The 17169-nt window shown below is 43.3% G+C and carries 17 protein-coding genes; 15 read left to right on the forward strand and 2 right to left on the reverse strand.

Annotated elements, in window-relative coordinates:
• Positions 1-150: 150 nt before the first annotated feature.
• Positions 151-585, forward strand: a complete 435-nt coding sequence (locus tag OW255_RS00655; protein WP_024837821.1) for a hypothetical protein — start codon at positions 151-153, stop codon at positions 583-585.
• 332 nt (positions 586-917) lie between these two features.
• On the opposite strand, the gene OW255_RS00660 is transcribed toward OW255_RS00655, so the two are convergent.
• Positions 918-1103, reverse strand: coding sequence for a hypothetical protein (locus tag OW255_RS00660; protein ID WP_155857774.1), 186 nt, complete (start codon positions 1101-1103; stop codon positions 918-920).
• Positions 1104-1230: 127 nt separating this feature from the next.
• On the opposite strand from OW255_RS00660, the gene OW255_RS00665 reads away from it, so the two are divergent.
• The 12 genes from OW255_RS00665 (at position 1231) to larE (ending at position 14348) form a co-directional block, all read left to right on the forward strand.
• On the forward strand, positions 1231-2094 hold the full coding sequence (locus OW255_RS00665) for a response regulator (RefSeq protein ID WP_024837820.1): 864 nt from the start codon (positions 1231-1233) through the stop codon (positions 2092-2094).
• A gap of 5 nt (positions 2095-2099) precedes the next feature.
• Positions 2100-2546, forward strand: coding sequence for a chemotaxis protein CheX (locus tag OW255_RS00670; protein WP_331485718.1), 447 nt, complete (start codon positions 2100-2102; stop codon positions 2544-2546).
• 416 nt (positions 2547-2962) lie between these two features.
• Positions 2963-4009: a methionine ABC transporter ATP-binding protein gene (locus OW255_RS00675; protein WP_268115299.1), complete on the forward strand. Its 1047-nt coding sequence runs from the start codon at positions 2963-2965 to the stop codon at positions 4007-4009.
• Positions 3990-4670 carry a methionine ABC transporter permease gene (locus OW255_RS00680; RefSeq protein ID WP_024837817.1) on the forward strand — a complete coding sequence of 227 codons (681 nt, stop codon included), beginning with the start codon at positions 3990-3992 and terminating at the stop codon, positions 4668-4670. The genes OW255_RS00675 and OW255_RS00680 overlap by 20 nt, the downstream gene beginning before the upstream one ends.
• A gap of 23 nt (positions 4671-4693) precedes the next feature.
• Entirely contained in the window at positions 4694-5653 is a 960-nt protein-coding gene (locus OW255_RS00685; protein WP_268115300.1) for an L-lactate dehydrogenase, read from the forward strand.
• A 34-nt stretch (positions 5654-5687) separates the two neighbouring features.
• A complete protein-coding gene (locus OW255_RS00690; RefSeq protein ID WP_268115301.1) occupies positions 5688-6632 on the forward strand; it encodes a MetQ/NlpA family ABC transporter substrate-binding protein in 945 nt (314 codons plus the stop codon).
• Positions 6633-6648: 16 nt separating this feature from the next.
• Entirely contained in the window at positions 6649-8055 is a 1407-nt protein-coding gene (locus OW255_RS00695) for an FAD-binding oxidoreductase (protein WP_331485720.1), read from the forward strand.
• Positions 8039-9211: a pyridoxal phosphate-dependent aminotransferase gene (locus tag OW255_RS00700; protein ID WP_268115302.1), complete on the forward strand. Its 1173-nt coding sequence runs from the start codon at positions 8039-8041 to the stop codon at positions 9209-9211. Before OW255_RS00695 ends, OW255_RS00700 begins: the two co-directional genes overlap by 17 nt.
• A gap of 164 nt (positions 9212-9375) precedes the next feature.
• Positions 9376-11106, forward strand: a complete 1731-nt coding sequence (locus OW255_RS00705; protein ID WP_268115303.1) for an ABC transporter ATP-binding protein — start codon at positions 9376-9378, stop codon at positions 11104-11106.
• On the forward strand, positions 11103-12959 hold the full coding sequence (locus OW255_RS00710; protein WP_268115304.1) for an ABC transporter ATP-binding protein: 1857 nt from the start codon (positions 11103-11105) through the stop codon (positions 12957-12959). Before OW255_RS00705 ends, OW255_RS00710 begins: the two co-directional genes overlap by 4 nt.
• 37 nt (positions 12960-12996) lie before the next feature.
• On the forward strand, positions 12997-13440 hold the full coding sequence (locus tag OW255_RS00715) for a MarR family winged helix-turn-helix transcriptional regulator (protein ID WP_268115305.1): 444 nt from the start codon (positions 12997-12999) through the stop codon (positions 13438-13440).
• A 92-nt stretch (positions 13441-13532) separates the two neighbouring features.
• On the forward strand, positions 13533-14348 hold the full coding sequence (gene larE / locus OW255_RS00720; RefSeq protein WP_268115306.1) for an ATP-dependent sacrificial sulfur transferase LarE: 816 nt from the start codon (positions 13533-13535) through the stop codon (positions 14346-14348).
• A gap of 385 nt (positions 14349-14733) precedes the next feature.
• On the opposite strand, the gene OW255_RS21025 is transcribed toward larE, so the two are convergent.
• On the reverse strand, positions 14734-14799 hold the full coding sequence (locus OW255_RS21025; protein WP_416861730.1) for a DUF6783 domain-containing protein: 66 nt from the start codon (positions 14797-14799) through the stop codon (positions 14734-14736).
• Between the two features lie 48 nt (positions 14800-14847).
• Between OW255_RS21025 and OW255_RS00725 the strand changes: the two genes are divergently transcribed.
• Both OW255_RS00725 and OW255_RS00730 read left to right on the forward strand, forming a co-directional pair.
• Entirely contained in the window at positions 14848-15819 is a 972-nt protein-coding gene (locus OW255_RS00725) for a leucine-rich repeat protein (protein WP_268116651.1), read from the forward strand.
• Positions 15820-15846: 27 nt separating this feature from the next.
• Complete coding sequence (locus OW255_RS00730) at positions 15847-17166, forward strand: vWA domain-containing protein (protein ID WP_268116652.1); 1320 nt, start codon at positions 15847-15849, stop codon at positions 17164-17166.
• Positions 17167-17169: the final 3 nt, after the last annotated feature.

A 17169-nucleotide genomic window follows, 5' to 3' on the forward strand; every position in this document is an offset into this window, starting at 1 on the left:
TTACTTCTTTTACAGTACTTAGGTCATATATTTTATGTCCAATTCGTGTCCTGTTAATGACTATATAACTCATTTACAATAGTAACATACCACATTAGTTAAATTTCGATAAATACCATTTAGTATGTAAATGAAAGTGAGGACCTATTTATGGAAGAAACAAAATGTTGCACTGTAATCAATAATCAGTATTACGGGTGTTGTGCACACAAAGGTTATGAAGAATCTAAAGATTTTTATTCCTTTGACGAGACAGTAATTGGCACCTGGGTAGATGGTAAGCCTATTTATAGAAAGGTGATTACCGGAAAGCTTGCTATAGAAAATAACAATAAATGTACATTTGCAAATGTCTGTGACCTTGAAATTGATAAGGTTATTAATTTGTACGGAAATATGGTAGATAAAAATAATTTATTTCAGGTAACATTATCTGCCTCTATTAATCGTCCTGAGGGAATGTACGCTGCAATAAATATGTACTATGGTATGGCAACAGGAGAAATATACTATTCTTACTTAAACAATAAGGGAGATTACTCTGGTAGTACAGCTTATGTAGTAATCGAATACACAAAGAAGTAGACCATAAAGGCTGCTTCGCGATGCATGATAATAATAACTAGAATATAATGAAAGTGAGATATAATGTAATGTGTAAAGATTCTTGTCTCATCTTATGTTTCTGGTGGTAATACACATTTAATTTCCCGATTTGACAATAGCACCACTTATAATGGATTTCCAAGTAATGTAGATAAGGTAATAAACTCTACTGATAAAAAACTTTATGAATCGGTTCAGGACGTATCTATCACTACAAAAACAGCTACATATTCAGAAGTAAGATATACTGTAAGACCAACAAATACAGCAGTTCTTTATTGTATTAAGTACGAATAAAGAGAAGTTTATTTCTAGCAAAATGATTGATTTTTATTCAAATATTTGAATCCATTATAATCCACTTCCCCTGCATCTTGTTTTTTATATAAAACAATCCCTAAGTACCTATATAAAAAAGTTAAAATCAGAATTTTCCAATATAATTTATTTCCTTTTAAAACAGCCATTATAGCGGCAGATTCTAAAGCTAAAATCATGCTAGAAAAAGCCCTAAAAAACAGTTTGTCGAAAAAGAAAAAGCTTTGACAAAATATAGAATAACTGGTATCTTTAAGGCAAGAATTAAATGTTACTAATTATTCAAGCAGGAGGGTTTATACTTTTATGGAAGGTACAAAAGTAGTTATAGTGGATGATTCCCCATTTTCAATTGCTTACATCAGGGGAATTCTTGAAAGACACGGACTTGAGGTGGTCGGAGAAGCCGGCACACTGGATGCAGTTAAGGAAGTGGTAAAAGATAAGATGCCCCAGCTTGTAACCATGGATATGACATTGCCGGGAACGGACGGGCTGGAGTGTACGAGGGCAATCCATGAGATTAACAAAGATATTAAGGTAATCGTTGTAAGCTCCATGATGGATGATGAAATCGTGAAGGCAGCTAAGGACAACAAGGTATCGGCTTATGTTCAGAAGCCAATTGACGAGGACAGCCTAATGACAGCAATCAGCCGTGTAATGGAATCGGATGAGCTGTATGAGGAGTTGTCTGATAAAAATATGGAAATCTTTAAGGAATCCCTTTTAGATGGAATTAATAAGATGGCTAAATCCCTGATTACATATCAGACGGAATATCCCTGTGAAAAGGAATTCGAGTCCAAGGGCCTTACCATCATTATCGGTATCATCGGAAAGTTCTCCGGAAGAATGCTTATTGATTTAAGCATGAAGACTGCCAGTCAGCTGACAGCAGCAATCATGAAAAAAGAAAACAATACAAACGAAGAAGTGATAGCAGTGATTGGCGAGCTTGCCAATATCATTTCAGGAAATGCATGCTCCGTAATCAACCGTATGAATAAGGCCTTTGGTCTGCGTGTTGCTCCTCCTACCATCATGCATGGAGAAAGTGTCTGCATCACAGCACCTGGTTTCTATACAACTTCTGTAATTGGTGAATCAGAATATGGAGAAATTCTCCTTAACGTCGGATTTCAAAGGGGTGACGATCATTGGATGTAAAATACATGAATCCTTTTATCCAGGCATTCTTTTCCGTGATGCCTCAGCTTGGATTTGATGATATAAAAAAAGAAGGCATCAGCTTAAAGGATGACAACTTAATCAGTACAGGCGTAATTATGACCGTTGGTATTGTGGGAGAGGTCAAAGGAAATGTAGTGTATTGCCTTGGCTTAGAGGATGCAAAAAAAATTGCTTCCACCATGATGATGGGAATGCCGGTGGAAGAGTTTGATGAGATGGCACAAAGTGCTGTTTCAGAGCTTGCCAACATGCTAACTGCCAATGCTGCAACCTTCTTTTCAGAGATTGGAATTACAGTGGATATCTCCACGCCAACCCTGCTTTATGGAACTAACGTATCTATAAAGATGAGCTCCAATCAGGTGCTTTGCGTGAAACTCTCTGCGAATGGCATTCCATTTGAGGCAAATATCGCAATCAATGGATAATAATTAAGCATATGAAACATCAAACATATTTAATATACCAAATATATGAAACGTGCAGATCACAGGATTACCTGTGTCCTGCGCGTTTTTTTATACGAAATTATTATACAGCAAATGAATATTTATAAATTCCTTGTTGACAAGAAAGTGGCATGGTGCTATTATACCAACAAAACCAGTATGTTAATAAGTATAGACGGGAGACCCTATGAATAGAATGATGCATGCAGCGTGTTGTATATCCCAAAGAGCAGGAAACATGACTATGGCCATGTCTCTGATGTGCTGCGCTCATCTCTATTTTTTGTACTCCCATCCAGGCAAGTAAGGAATGCATACTCATAGCATCTTTTTACCACTTACCAAAAACGGGAGCCTTAGGGAGCCTGTTTTTTTCTATATAAGGGAGGAATTATATGATTGAACTTGAGAATGTCTCTAAGGTCTTTGGAACCGGAGAGGGGCAGGTCCATGCGATTTCAGATGTATCTTTATCCATTGATAAAGGAGAAATATTTGGAATCATCGGTTTTTCAGGAGCTGGAAAATCCACTCTGGTACGGTGCATTAATTTATTAGAGGTGCCCACAAGGGGCAAGGTAACCGTGGATTCTAAGGAGCTTACCGCTCTGTCTGCCAAAGAGCTTCGTACTGCCAGAAAAGGAATCGGAATGATATTTCAGCATTTTAACTTAATGCCATCCAGAACGGTGTTTGGAAATGTGGCGTTTCCTCTTAAGGGAAGCAGTCTCAGCCGAGAGGAAAAAGAGAAGAAGGTTCGGGAGCTTTTGCGTCTTGTTGATATCGAGGATAAGGAAAATGCTTATCCAAACCAGCTTTCCGGCGGACAAAAGCAAAGGGTAGCCATTGCAAGGGCATTGGCCAATGACCCTAAGGTTCTTTTGTGTGACGAGGCCACAAGTGCATTGGATCCTCAGACGACGAAAGCGATTCTACAGCTCTTAAAAAAGGTAAATAAGCAGCTGGGCATTACCGTTGTTGTCATTACCCATGAGATGGCTGTCATTAAGGAAATCTGCGGACGGGTGGCAGTTATGGAGAGAGGAAAGGTTGTGGAGGAGGGAGAGGTATTTTCCATCTTTGCCAATCCCAAGGAACCGGTTACCAGGGACTTTATCCGTACCACCTCTAATCTTCAGAAGATCGAAGGTCTTCTGGCGGAGGATTCACCTGTGACCAGATTAAAGCCGGGAGAGATGATCGTCCGTCTCTCTTATGTAGAAAAGAATGTTTCAGAGCCTTTGATCTCAACGGTTTCCAGAACCTTTGACATTGACCTTAATATTATATTTTCTGATATAGAGATTGTTCAGGATGCTCCCATTGGAGGAACCGTAGCTATTATGAGCGGAGAGCGGGAACAGATTACTTTGGCAATGAATTATCTGGCTGAGAAAAATGTAGGAGTGGAGGTGATTAAGGATGCAGGATATACTACATAGTTTCATACCCAATGTGATGGGAAAGCTTCCCACCTTTTATCAGGCCATTGGAGATACCCTTATTATGGCGCTCTGGTCTGGCTCCATTTCCTTTGTCTTAGGCATGGTATTTGGTGTGACCATTACCGTGACAAGGCCTGGGGGAATACTGGCTCATAAAGGAATTCATCAGGTACTTGATAAGGTGATTAATTTCTTTCGCTCCATTCCATTTATCATCCTGTTAACTGGAGTTATGCCGGTTTCCCGATTTATTATGGGGACGGCTATTGGGGTTGAGGGAGCTATTGTTCCTTTAGTGTTTGGTACGGTACCATTTTTTGCAAGACAGATTGAAAGCGCACTGGCAGAAATTGATCATGGGCTCATAGAAGCAGCCCTTTCCATGGGGAAAAGTCCTATGGAAATCATTTTCAGTGTGTATTTAAGGGAAAGCATTGCAGGAATCGCCAGAGGAACTACTATAACAGCCATCAGCCTTCTTGGTCTTACAGCCATGGCGGGAGTCGTGGGAGCCGGGGGTCTTGGAGATTATGCCATACGATATGGCCATGACAGGAATCAGACGGACGTGACGTATGTGACCGTTTTGGTCCTGGTACTCATGGTAAGTGTTATTCAGATCATTGGTAACCGGGTTGTAAAAAAGAATACCCATTAAGGGTCTATATAAGGAGGTAGAACATGGAGCTTCAAAAAAGGAAAATCATCATTGCAGGTGCCGGTCATGTTGGTTCTCATGCGGGCTACGCCTTGATTTCTCAGGGGCTATGTGAAGAAATCGTGTACATAGATGTGGATGAAAATAAGGCCAGGGCTCAGGCCATGGATCTGTTTGATTCCACAGTCTACTTACAAAAACGATGTTTGGTCAGAGCTGGTAATTACACAGATGCAGCAGACGGAGATTTGTTTATTGTAGCCGCAGGCCCCTTGCCTGATATGAGTAAGGGACAGACAAGAATGGATACTCTGCGGGAGACCATAGCCATAATCAAAGATGTAGTGGAAGGCATACGGTCCTCAGGGTTTCACGGGATCATATTGAATATTTCAAATCCTGCGGATGTGGTGACCCACTACATTCAGAGGGTCCTTGATTATCCGGCAGAGAAAATCTTTTCCACCAGTACCACGCTGGACAGCGCAAGGCTTAGGAGAGCGATTTCAGAGGCGGTAGGAGTGGATCAGAAATCCATACTGGCTTATGCCCTTGGGGAGCACGGGGAGAGTCAGATGGCGGCCTGGTCAGCGGTGACCATTGGAGGAAAGCCTCTGTTCCAGCTCATGGAGGAACAGCCAGAACGTTACGGGTCACTTGATTTAAAAGCCATTGCAGCAGAAGGAAAGGCTGGCGGATGGCACATTTTAGCAGGGAAAGGGTCCACGGAATTTGGTATTGGGGCTGCCATTGCAGAGGTGGTCCGGGCAGTATTTGGTGATGAAAACCGGGTTCTTCCCGTGTCCACACTGCTTACGGGACAGTATGGAGAAAACGGTGTTTATGCAAGCGTTCCGTCCCTGTTAAACCGCCATGGAGTGGCAGAGGTGATTGAACTGAACTTAACAGAAGAAGAACTGGAAGAATTTCATAAGTCCTGTCAGACCATGAAAGAGAACTTTAAGCTGGCACTGACTTTATAACAATAACAATGACAAAACAATGGAGGAAACAATTATGAAACTGAAAAAATGGATTACACTTACGTTATCTGCAGCAGCACTGACTCTTTCTTTAACGGCCTGCGGGGCGAAAGAAGCGGAAACCACCACAGCAAAGGATTCCAGCGCTGCAGAGACCAAAGAGGCCGAGGCCACTGCCCAGGGAAGTTCACAGGCCGAGACAACCGGTACAAAGGCCGAGTCCGTTACGGTTAAGCTTGGAGTTGTTGGTAGCATTTATGAAGAGCTTTGGGCTCCGACTAAGGAGGCCCTGAAAAAGGAAGGAATCAATCTGGACATTGTACAGTTCTCCGATTATGTAACCCCTAATAATGCATTGGCAAATGGTGAAATAGACTTAAATGCATTCCAGCACCGCATTTTCTTACAGAATGAAATTGAGAGCAATGGCTATAAAATTGAGCCAATCGGAAACACCTTTATCATTCCCTTAAACCTTTATTCCAGCAAGGTAAAATCAGTATCTGAGATTAAGGATGGAGATACTGTAGCGATTCCAAATGATGTGACAAATGGCGGCCGTGCCTTAAAGGTGCTTGAATCTGCCGGGCTTATTAAGATTAAGAAAGATGCCGGTTTTAGTCCTACGGTGGATGACATTGAAGAGTATACAGTAAAAATAAAAATCCAGGAGCTTGCAGCCAATACCATTCCTTCTACGTTAGCAGATGTGACAGCAGGAATTATCAATGGAAACTTTGCCCTTGATTTCGGCTTAAAGACGGATGAGGCTATCTTTAAGGATACCAGCCTTGGGGAAGAAAACTACTGGAATCTGATTGCAGCCCGTACCGAAGATATTTCTGATCCTGAGAAAAAAGCGGTATATGAGAAAGTCGTTAAGACCTTCCAGTCTGAGGAAACAGAGAAAATATTTAACGATACCTTTGGCGGCTATTTCATTAAGGCTGGCTGGGATCAGGATTTATTAAACAAATAAAAAGGATGGGGAAACCGTGAAGGACATAGAGAAAGATGAACTATCTGATATCATTTCAGATGAATCACGCATTGCATTTGAGCCATTGGAACCCAGGTTTTTAAGCGACAGTCTGGGGCGTTTAAAGGGCAGGGCGGATGCTCTTGTCCTTCCTGTCTCAACAAAAGAAGTCAGCCAGATTCTAAGGTATGCGTGGGAGCATGAAATACCGGTGACTCCAAGAGGCGCTGGCACCAATCTGGTAGGTTCTACGGTACCAATGGAAGGGGGGATCATTCTTGATCTATCCAGAATGAACCGGATTCTATCTCTTGATAAGGATACTCTTACTGCTGAGGTGGAGCCTGGAGTGTTTCTAAAGGATTTTCAGGCCTATGTGGAAGGAGAAGGATTTTTTTATCCGCCTGACCCGGGAGAAAAGGAATCTACGTTAGGGGGGAATATCAGTACCAATGCGGGAGGCATGAGGGCTGTAAAATATGGTGTGACCAGGGATTATGTCAGAGGGCTGGAGCTGGTTTTAGCTGACGGCACCGTACTCACTGTGGGGAGCAGGAATGTTAAGGATGCCAGCGGACTGTCCTTAAAGAACTTAATCATTGGCTCAGAAGGAACCCTTGCAGTTATCACCAGATGCATCTTAAAGCTATTGCCAAAGCCGGAGACCTCACTAAGCGTCCTGGTTCCATTCGGAAGTCTTTTAGTAGGAATTCGCAATGTACTATCTATTCTAAAGGCAAATGTCAATCCTACGGCAGTGGAATTCGTGGAACGAAAGGTCATAAGTCTTGGAGAGGAATTCTTAGGAATCCAATATCCAAGGCCGGATGCCGCTTCTTATATCCTTCTTACCTTTGATGGAAGAGAGGAAGAGGTAGAGGCTTCTGCTAATAGGGCGAAAGAGCTTGTAATGGCACAGAGAGCTTTGGATTACATAGTTCTAAGGGATAAGGAGCTTTCTGATGGAATCTGGAAGGTAAGGGGAGCGCTTGTAAAAGCAGTGGAGGCGGTATCCCAACAGGAGCCGGTTGATATTGTGGTGCCAATTGATAAAAGCAGTGAGTTCATTGATTATGTAAACCAGTTGGAGCAGGAGAAAAACATGCAGATGATCTGCTTTGGTCATGCCGGAGATGGGAACATTCATCTTTGCCTGGTCCGGGGAGAACGGGATGAGGAAACGTGGAACAGGGAGCTTAAGGAAAATATGAGGCTGGTCTATGAGAAGGCTTTTAAGCTTGGAGGTCTTACCTCTGGGGAGCATGGAATCGGGCTGTCAAAGCGTCCTTATTTTCTTTCCGGAACTTCCAGTGAAAATCTGGAGGTCATGAACCGGATCAAAGAAGCCCTTGATCCCAAAGGCATATTGAATTATGGGAAATCATACATAACAGGAGGCAAGGAACATGCAGAAACTGTCTGAACGGACGGCAGGATTTACGGATTCGGTCATTCGAAGGATGACCCGGATATCCAGTCAATACGGAGCGGTCAACTTATCCCAGGGATTTCCGGATTTTGAGCCGCCAAAAGAAATTCTTAATCGCTTAAAGGAAGTAACAGAAGGCGATTTTCATCAATATTCCATTACCTGGGGAGCGCAGAATTTCAGGGAAGCACTGGCTGAAAAACAGTCCGGGCCAATGGGACATGAGATAGATCCGGATAAGGAAATCGTAGTTACCTGCGGAAGCACGGAGGCCATGATGGCTGCCATGATGACCGTGGCAAACCCCGGAGATAAGGTCATAGTGTTTTCTCCGTTTTATGAAAATTATGGGGCAGATGCTTTATTATCCGGAGCAGAGCCTATTTATGTACCGCTTCATCCGCCCCTGTTTCATTTTGACCGGGATGAGCTGGAGGCTGCATTTCAAAAACAGCCAAAGGCCCTGATTCTCTGCAATCCTTCCAATCCCTGCGGAAAGGTATTTACTTTGGAGGAACTGACCTTCATTGCAGAACTGGCTATCAAATATGATGTTTATGTGATTGCAGATGAGGTGTATGAGCATATCGTTTATGAGCCTCACAGACATACTTACATTGCCTCCCTTCCAGGCATGTGGGAGCGGACCATTTCCTGCAGCTCCCTGTCTAAAACGTATTCCATTACAGGCTGGCGGCTGGGTTATATCATTGCATCTCCTGAGATTATTGATGTGGCGAGAAAGGTTCATGATTTTCTTACGGTAGGAGCGGCAGCCCCACTACAGGAGGCTGTGATTCCGGGGTTAAAGTTCGGACCGGATTATTATGAAAGCCTGCGTCAGAAGTATACAAAGAAGAGGGAGCTGTTTCTCAATGGGCTTGATGACATTGGGTTGGCGCATACGGTACCCGAAGGAGCATATTATGTGCTCATGGACATCGGGGAGTTTCATTATGACAGCGACCTTGAATTTTGCGAAGTTCTGGCCAGAGAAGTGGGGGTGGGTGCTGTTCCCGGATCCAGCTTTTTTAAGGAGCCAGTGAACCATTTAATCCGGTTCCATTTTGCAAAAAAAGATGCTACGTTAAAGGAAGCTCTTGACCGGCTTTCTCAAATTAGAAAAAAGATGCCTGCTGGCAGCAGGTAATGATTAAAATAACAAAAAGGGCTAAGATCCGGATTTTGGATTTTGGCCCTTCTTTTCTGTGACTACCCATGATTCCCATTGACAAACAGGAAAAGTGCCATATAATAGTTGTAGGTGCAATTGTTGCAAGTGCAACTAAAAAATAACAACGTGGAGAAACTAACATGAACAATCTGCTGCTTTACGCGAAAAAGTACAAAAGAGAATTTATTCTGGCAGTTATCTGCATCCAGGCGGAGACCATTTTCGAGCTGGTGATCCCCATGGTCATGGCCGACATCATCGATGTGGGTGTGGCAAACGGTGATAAGCACTACATACTGGTCAAAGGGTTCCAGATGGTGGCATTTGCCGTGATTTCCCTGATTTTAGGTCATGCCTGCGCCCGGTATACGGCTCGCTGCGGAAGCGGAATCGGCGCCCAGATCCGAATGGCGGAATTTCAAAAAATGCAGACCTATTCCTTTGCCAATACGGACCGTTTCAGTACGCCTTCTCTAGTCACAAGGCTGACCAGCGATATTACAGCCATTCAAAATTCCATTACCAATGGAATGAGGCCGGGATTTCGTTCTCCTGTGATGATGATAACAGCCATGGTGGTCTCTTTTCGCATAAATCCCAGGCTGGCTCTTGTATTCTTTCTGGCCGCTCCGACTCTGGCCATCATCCTTTTCTTTATTATAAAAAATGTAAGGCCTCTTTATGGCAAAATGCAGGGCGCCATGGATATGGTAAACCGGATCATTCAGGAGAATCTTACAGCCATTCGGGTGGTTAAGGCATATGTAAGAGGCGACCACGAGATAGAGAAGTTTCAGGAGGTAAATAAAAGCCTTCAATCCTCGTCGGAACGGTCCTTTTCCCTGGCCTCCTTAAATATGCCTGCCATGCAGTATGTAATGTACGGAACTATCTTAAGCATTTTATGGTTCGGTGGGAACATGGTCATCCTAGGAGATATGAAGGTAGGAGCCCTTACCAGCTTTTTAAGCTACGTGCTCCAGGTCTTAAATTCCCTGATGATGTTTTCTAATGTGTTTCTTTTATTTACCCGTTCCTTGACCTCCTGGAAGCGAATTTCTGAGGTTCTTGATGAAGAACCGGTCATTAATGATGACCGGGCGACTGATGTTACCATAAAAAAGGGTTCTATCCGGTTTGAACATGTGTATTTTAAATACAAGGATACAGCCAAGGAATACGTGTTGTCCGATATTTCCTTTCAGATAGAGCCGGGGCAGACCATAGGTATCATTGGGCAGACGGGAGCGGCAAAAAGCACTTTGGTTCAGCTGATTCCAAGGCTTTATGAAGCTACTTCAGGAAACATCTATATTGATGATCACCCCATTTATGAATATACGCAGGAGCATTTAAGGGATTCCATTGCCATGGTGCTTCAAAAGAATACTTTGTTTTCCGGCACGGTAAGAGAAAACCTTTACTGGGGAAAGGAACATGCAACGGATGAAGAACTGGACCGGGCTGTGAGAATCTCCTGTGTGGATGAATTTCTGGACCGTCTGGAACATGGCTATGACACAGAGCTTGGACAGGGCGGAGTCAATGTATCGGGCGGACAAAAGCAGAGATTATGCATTGCCAGAGCCATTCTAAAGGAACCGAAGGTATTGATTCTTGACGATTCCACTAGCGCACTTGATACGGCAACGGAGGCTAAGATAAAAGAAGGTCTGGAAAAGGAGCTGCCTGGCATGATAAAGATTATGATCAGCCAGAGAATTTCTTCTGTGATGAATGCAGATCAGATCATCATCCTGGACGATGGCAGAATCAATGGAATCGGTACTCACGATAAGCTCCTGAAGGAAAATGAAATATATCAGGACATCTTTTATTCTCAGCAGAAGGGAGGGAATCAGGCCGAATGAAACCAGTAGGAAGAGCAAAACCAAAGGACGCAAAAAAAGCGCTGATTCATCTGTTAGCATACATCGGGCATCACAAACGCTCCATGGCAGTGATTGCCGTGCTGGTATGCATCAGTGCAGTCTCAAGCATTGCAGGAACGTATCTGTTAAAGCCGGTAATCAACGATTATATCGTACCTGGAGATATTCCGGGACTTATTCGCATGATTGCATTTATGGGACTCATCTATCTGTTTGGAGCCACCTCCTGTCTCCTTTATAACCGGATGATGGTCCGTGTTTCCCAACGGGTGGTGGGAGAAATCCGTATGGATTTATTCCGTAATACCCAGAAGCTGCCACTTAAATATTTTGATACCCATACCCATGGGGAGTTAATGAGCCATTTTACAAACGATGTGGATACCATTTCAGAGGCCTTAAACAACAGTTTTACCCTGCTGATTCAAAGCTTTATTACATCGGTGGGAACTGTTATTATGCTCATTGTGCTGGATGTCAGGCTTTCTCTCATCGTAATTGTATTTCTTCTTATCATGCTGATTTATATCCGGCACAATGGGATACTGAGCAAGAAATATTTCACCCAGCAGCAGAAAAACCTGGGTAACATCAATGGTTTTATCGAGGAAATGGTAGAAGGTCAGAAGGTGGAAAAGGTATTCTGCCATGAGAAACAGGATTTTGAACGGTTCTGTGAGCTTAACGAAAAGCTGCGGATTTCCTCTACCATGGCTACCACCTATACTGGTATTACAGTTCCGACCATTGTTTCTCTTTCCTATATTAACTATGCGGTATCTGCCTGTATTGGAGGTCTCTTTGCTTTATCCGGGCTAATTAATATCGGAACACTTGCCTCTTATCTTGTTTATGTGAGACAGAGTGCTATGCCTATGAATCAGTTTACCAATCAGATTAATTTTCTCATGGTAGCTCTGGCAAGTGCGGAAAAGATATTTGATATGATGGAAACAGAGCCAGAGGTTGATGAAGGCAGGGTGACATTAAAACGGGTTATGGAATGGGAAGATGGAAGTCTTACAGAGACAGATAACTATACCGGACATTTCGCCTGGAAGGTCCCTGGGGAAAATGGAGACTATCAATTGATTTCTTTAAAGGGAGACGTTCGTTTCCACGATGTGGTGTTTGGGTATAATAAGGACCATGCTATATTAAATGGAATCAGCCTTTATGCAAAGCCAGGTCAGAAAATAGCATTTGTGGGTTCCACTGGTGCAGGTAAAACAACCATTATTAATCTGGTGAACCGTTTCTATGAAATTGACAGGGGAACCATTACCTACGATGGAATTGATATCAGAGATATAAAAAAGGATGATTTAAGGCGTTCTATTTCCCTGGTCATTCAGGACACTCATTTGTTCACGGGGACCATTGCGGATAACATTCGTTACGGAAGGCTGAATGCACCCGAAGAGGATGTGCTGGAGGCCGCAAGAATCGCCAATGCAGATTCCTTTATAAGACGTCTGCCAAATGGATACGATACGCTTTTGGAGAGCGACGGTAGAAATTTATCCCAGGGACAAAGACAGCTGATTGCTATTGCAAGGGCTGCCATCTCACAGCCCCCTGTGCTTGTTCTAGATGAAGCTACCAGCTCCATTGACACCAGGACAGAGAAGCTGATTGAAAAAGGAATGGATGCCCTTATGAAAGACCGGACGGTGTTTGTAATCGCCCATCGGCTTTCCACCGTAAGAAATTCAAAAGCCATTCTTGTTCTGGAACAGGGAGAAATTATTGAACGCGGTAGCCATGAAGAGTTGCTGGAACAGAGGGGAAAGTATTATAATCTTCATATGGGACATTTTGAACTGGAATAATTTGTTTAACAAAAGAAGCCGAAAAAGGAGGCAATGGATGGGAAATCATTATATCAGAGAGCTGATGGCACGAGGGGAAAGAGCGAGAAAGCAAATATTTTCACCGCTTTTATCTGAGTTCGGTCTAACGCCGGGACAGGGACAGGCCAGGATTTTATATTACCTGCTTTTAAAGAATAATGTCACGCAAAAGGAGCTGGCGGACAACTGCCACTTTGAAGTGACAACCATGTCAAGGAACTTAGATAAGCTGGAGAAGCTTGGTCTTATTATCAGACAGAACAACCCGGACTGCAGACGCTCATTTCTCATCTGCCTGACCGATAAAGGAATTGCAGAGGCAAAAGAGATTAAAAAGGTATTTGAGCAGTTTGAACAGATTGTGAGTGACGGTATAACAAAAGAAGAGATTGAAGTTTTTTTAAAGGTCATGACACGGATGTGTGACAATATGGAGTCCTATAACCAGAAGGAAAAATAGAGCGGTCTGTACACAGGATACATTGACATAAGACACTGGAGACTGATATAATTTTATTATGAAAAACTTGGGTCTTATAATAAGGAGTGCTTATGACATTACAGGAAAAAAATGAAGTTTTAAGAGCTTATATAAAAGAAATGGGGAGCCTTGCGGTGGCTTTTTCCTCAGGAGTGGATTCCACCTTTCTTTTAAAGACCGCTCATGAGGTGCTGGGAGATCAGGTCATTGCAGTAACTGCCCGTTCCTGTTCCTTTCCGGAGCGTGAATTACGGGAAGCAATGGAATTTTGCAAGGAGGAAGGAATCCGGCATTTTATCGTGGACAGCGAGGAACTGGATATCGAAGGCTTTGAAAGCAATCCGAAGAACCGCTGCTATTTATGCAAGCACGAGCTTTTTGAAAAGATTGCGGTAATTGCAAAGGAGCAGGGAATTGCGGAAATCGCGGAAGGTTCTAATATGGATGACAATGGGGATTACCGCCCTGGTCTTATTGCCGTGGCTGAGTTAAATATCAAAAGCCCCTTACGGCATGCCCAGCTATCGAAAGCAGATATCAGAGAGTTATCAAAGGAAATGGAATTAAAGACCTGGGACAAACAGTCCTTTGCATGTCTTTCCAGCCGTTTTGTCTATGGGGAGACTATTTCAAGAGAGAAGCTTTCCATGGTAGATAAGGCAGAACAGCGCCTTCTTGATATGGGCTTTTACCAGGTCAGAGTTAGAATCCATGGAACCATTGCAAGAATCGAAGTTCTTCCCACTCAGCTTGAGAAGCTTGTGGCAAGAAGGGAAGAGTTTACCCCATATTTTCATGAGCTTGGATTTTCCTATATAGCCATGGATTTAGACGGATACCGGACTGGAAGTATGAATGCTACGCTTGATGAGGCGGTTGTATCATAAGTTATCTTTGTATTTGGCAGAAGCTTCAGGCAGAAAATCTTGAGCTTCATGCGAATCGGTATAAAAATACAACTTACCGTGGTGGCAGTTTGGTTATATCAGAGTGTAAGGCTTTTGCATTCAGATTATTATAAGATGCATACAATATACATCGTCTCTGTATGAAAAAAGGTGCTTTGAGCGTGGCTTTCCTAGACCAGTCAAAGCGCCTTTTTGCTTTAAAGTCGGGAACTTATCCCGGTTCCTGGCATACTGTATTGGAACGAAAAGCCCATTGCATTTTCCTGGTTTTTCTGTTATATTAATTTGTTAAACAATCAGGGGGTGTCTGAAAACTCATTACACCAATCTGCACGTCCCACTTCGCAGCATATTTGGTCCAAATTCAGTTGGCGTAGCCCACTACGCCGCCTTCATCTGGGCCAAATCTCCCACAAAGTGTAACGCACATCTTGATACAAGCAGCTTTCAGAAACGCCCCGGTGGAAAGGATTTGGAAATGTTTTTATATCAGAACATAAATGACCATGTACGGATCCTGGGATACAGAGGCTTTGACGGTTTCATCCGGGTGCCGGAACGGATTGGAGGCCGGACAGTGACCGAGCTTTCCGCCTATGCATTTTCCGGCGGCTGGGGCAGGGAAGAGATGCTTTCGTCCCTGAAGGAAGAAATCCTTCTATGTGACGAAGAGGGAAATCCCATTTTGACAGAAAACAAGGACCTTCCGCCGGCCATAAGCCTGGAAGGATTAAAAGAAATATATTTGCCGGAGACAATTGAAAAAATCGGAAATTACGCATTTTATAACTGCTTTGAGCTGACTCGCTTAACATGCAGTGCAGCCATTTTAGACTTAGGCTCCGGCCTCTTTACCGGCTGTTCTGGAATGCGTTATCTTGATATTCATCTGGTAGACGGAAAGCGTTCCTGCTTAAAGGAAATTCTATCAGAATTAAGACAGTTACTTTATGTAAACTATTATACCAGTCAGGGCAATGCCAGACTTGTTTTTCCTGAAATGTATGAAGAATCGGTGGAGCATACTCCCGCCCGGATTATCATCCGGGAAATGCATGGCTGCGGCCATATGTACCGGTATTGCTTTGACCAGACCGGTTTTCAGTTTCATAAATACGATGCCCTGTTCCCTCACCTTTTGGTACAGGAATCAGAACGGGTCATTGGAGAGCTGGTCATAAACCGGCTTTATAGCCCCATGAATCTTCTGTATCATGACAGAATGGTGTACGAAGCTTATTTATTGGAGCACATAGAAGAAATATCAAAGCTTGCAATAGAAGATGAGATCATGTTCCTCTGGCTTATGGAGGAATATGCAAAAAACCAGGATAAATTTGATTCCATTGTTGAAATAGTATCAAGGGAAGATAAGCCAGAGCTTTTAAGTCATTTAATGGACTTAAGGCGTCATCGGTTCCCCGTAAAAAAACGGGTATTTTCCCTGTAACAAAATGAGGAAAGGTTGGTGAACCGTATGATCGATCCCGTAAGACAAAGACAGCTTGACGAGCTGGAAGAGGTAGAGATAGGGCACGGCATTCTAATGAATGCCAGAAATGAGCTGTATATAAATTTTCGCTATCTCGATGTTGCCTTAAGCAGCTTTGTATTTGAGGCGGATAGAAAGGGCAATGTGCTCTCTACAGACGGCTTTGTCATTTATTACCAGCCAGATCTTTTATTCTCCATGTACAAAAGCAGCCGGATTTTAGTGAACCGGGCGTACTTACACATGTTGTTCCACTGCCTGTTTAACCATTTAAATGGGAAAGGAAACAGGGATAAAATACTCTGGGACGTGGCCTGCGACATCGCCATTGAATCCATCTTAGACAGCTTTTATGTAAAGCCTGTTTACCGCCATCAGTCCCCTTACCGGAGAGAAATTTACGGAAGAATTACCGCCAGACGAAAGGTATTTACCGCCGAGGGAATTTATAAGGACCTGACAGAAATGAATCTGACCCAGGAAGAGCTGCTCCGAATGGCCGGGGAATTTTACGTAGACAGCCACGACCGCTGGGATGAGGATGAAGACCCCAGAGTCAGTACACAGCGGCAGAACCAGTGGCAGGAAATGCGGGAAAAAATGGAGACGGAAATGGAGTCCTTTGGCGAGGAGAACGCCCAGTCTGGCAAAGATTTACTGGAACAGATCAAAGCAGAAAACAGGGAACGGTACGATTACAAACGGTTCTTAAAAAAGTTCGCAGTACTGCGGGAAGAAGCAGAAGTCGATCCCGATTCCTTTGATCCCATATTTTACACCTATGGGATGACGCTTTATGAAAATATGCCATTAATTGAACCCCTTGAAACAAGAGAGGTTTTTAAAATAGAAGATTTTGTAATAGCCATCGATACCTCCATGTCAGTATCAGGAGATCTGGTAAAACGATTTTTAGAGGAGACCTACGGAATGCTTTCAGAATCAGAAAGCTATTTCAGAAAGGTCAACATCCACATCATTCAGTGTGATGAAGAGATCCGCTCCGATGTAACCATAACAAGCCGGGAAGAAATGGAAGATTATATGGAACATTTCACCATAAGCGGGTTTGGAGGAACGGATTTTCGTCCAGCCTTTGAATATGTTAACGGCCTTTTAAACAAAGGAGTATTTAAAAAGCTCCGGGGCCTTCTTTATTTTACCGATGGAAAAGGAATTTATCCCGTCGCCATGCCGCCCTATGACACAGCCTTTGTGTTTATGGAAGGACAGTATGAGGACATCTCTGTCCCCGGCTGGGCCATGAAGGTAATACTGACGGAGGAAGATTTAAATCTTTCATAACAG

Source organism: Lacrimispora xylanolytica (assembly GCF_026723765.1).
GTDB lineage: Bacteria > Bacillota > Clostridia > Lachnospirales > Lachnospiraceae > Lacrimispora > Lacrimispora xylanolytica.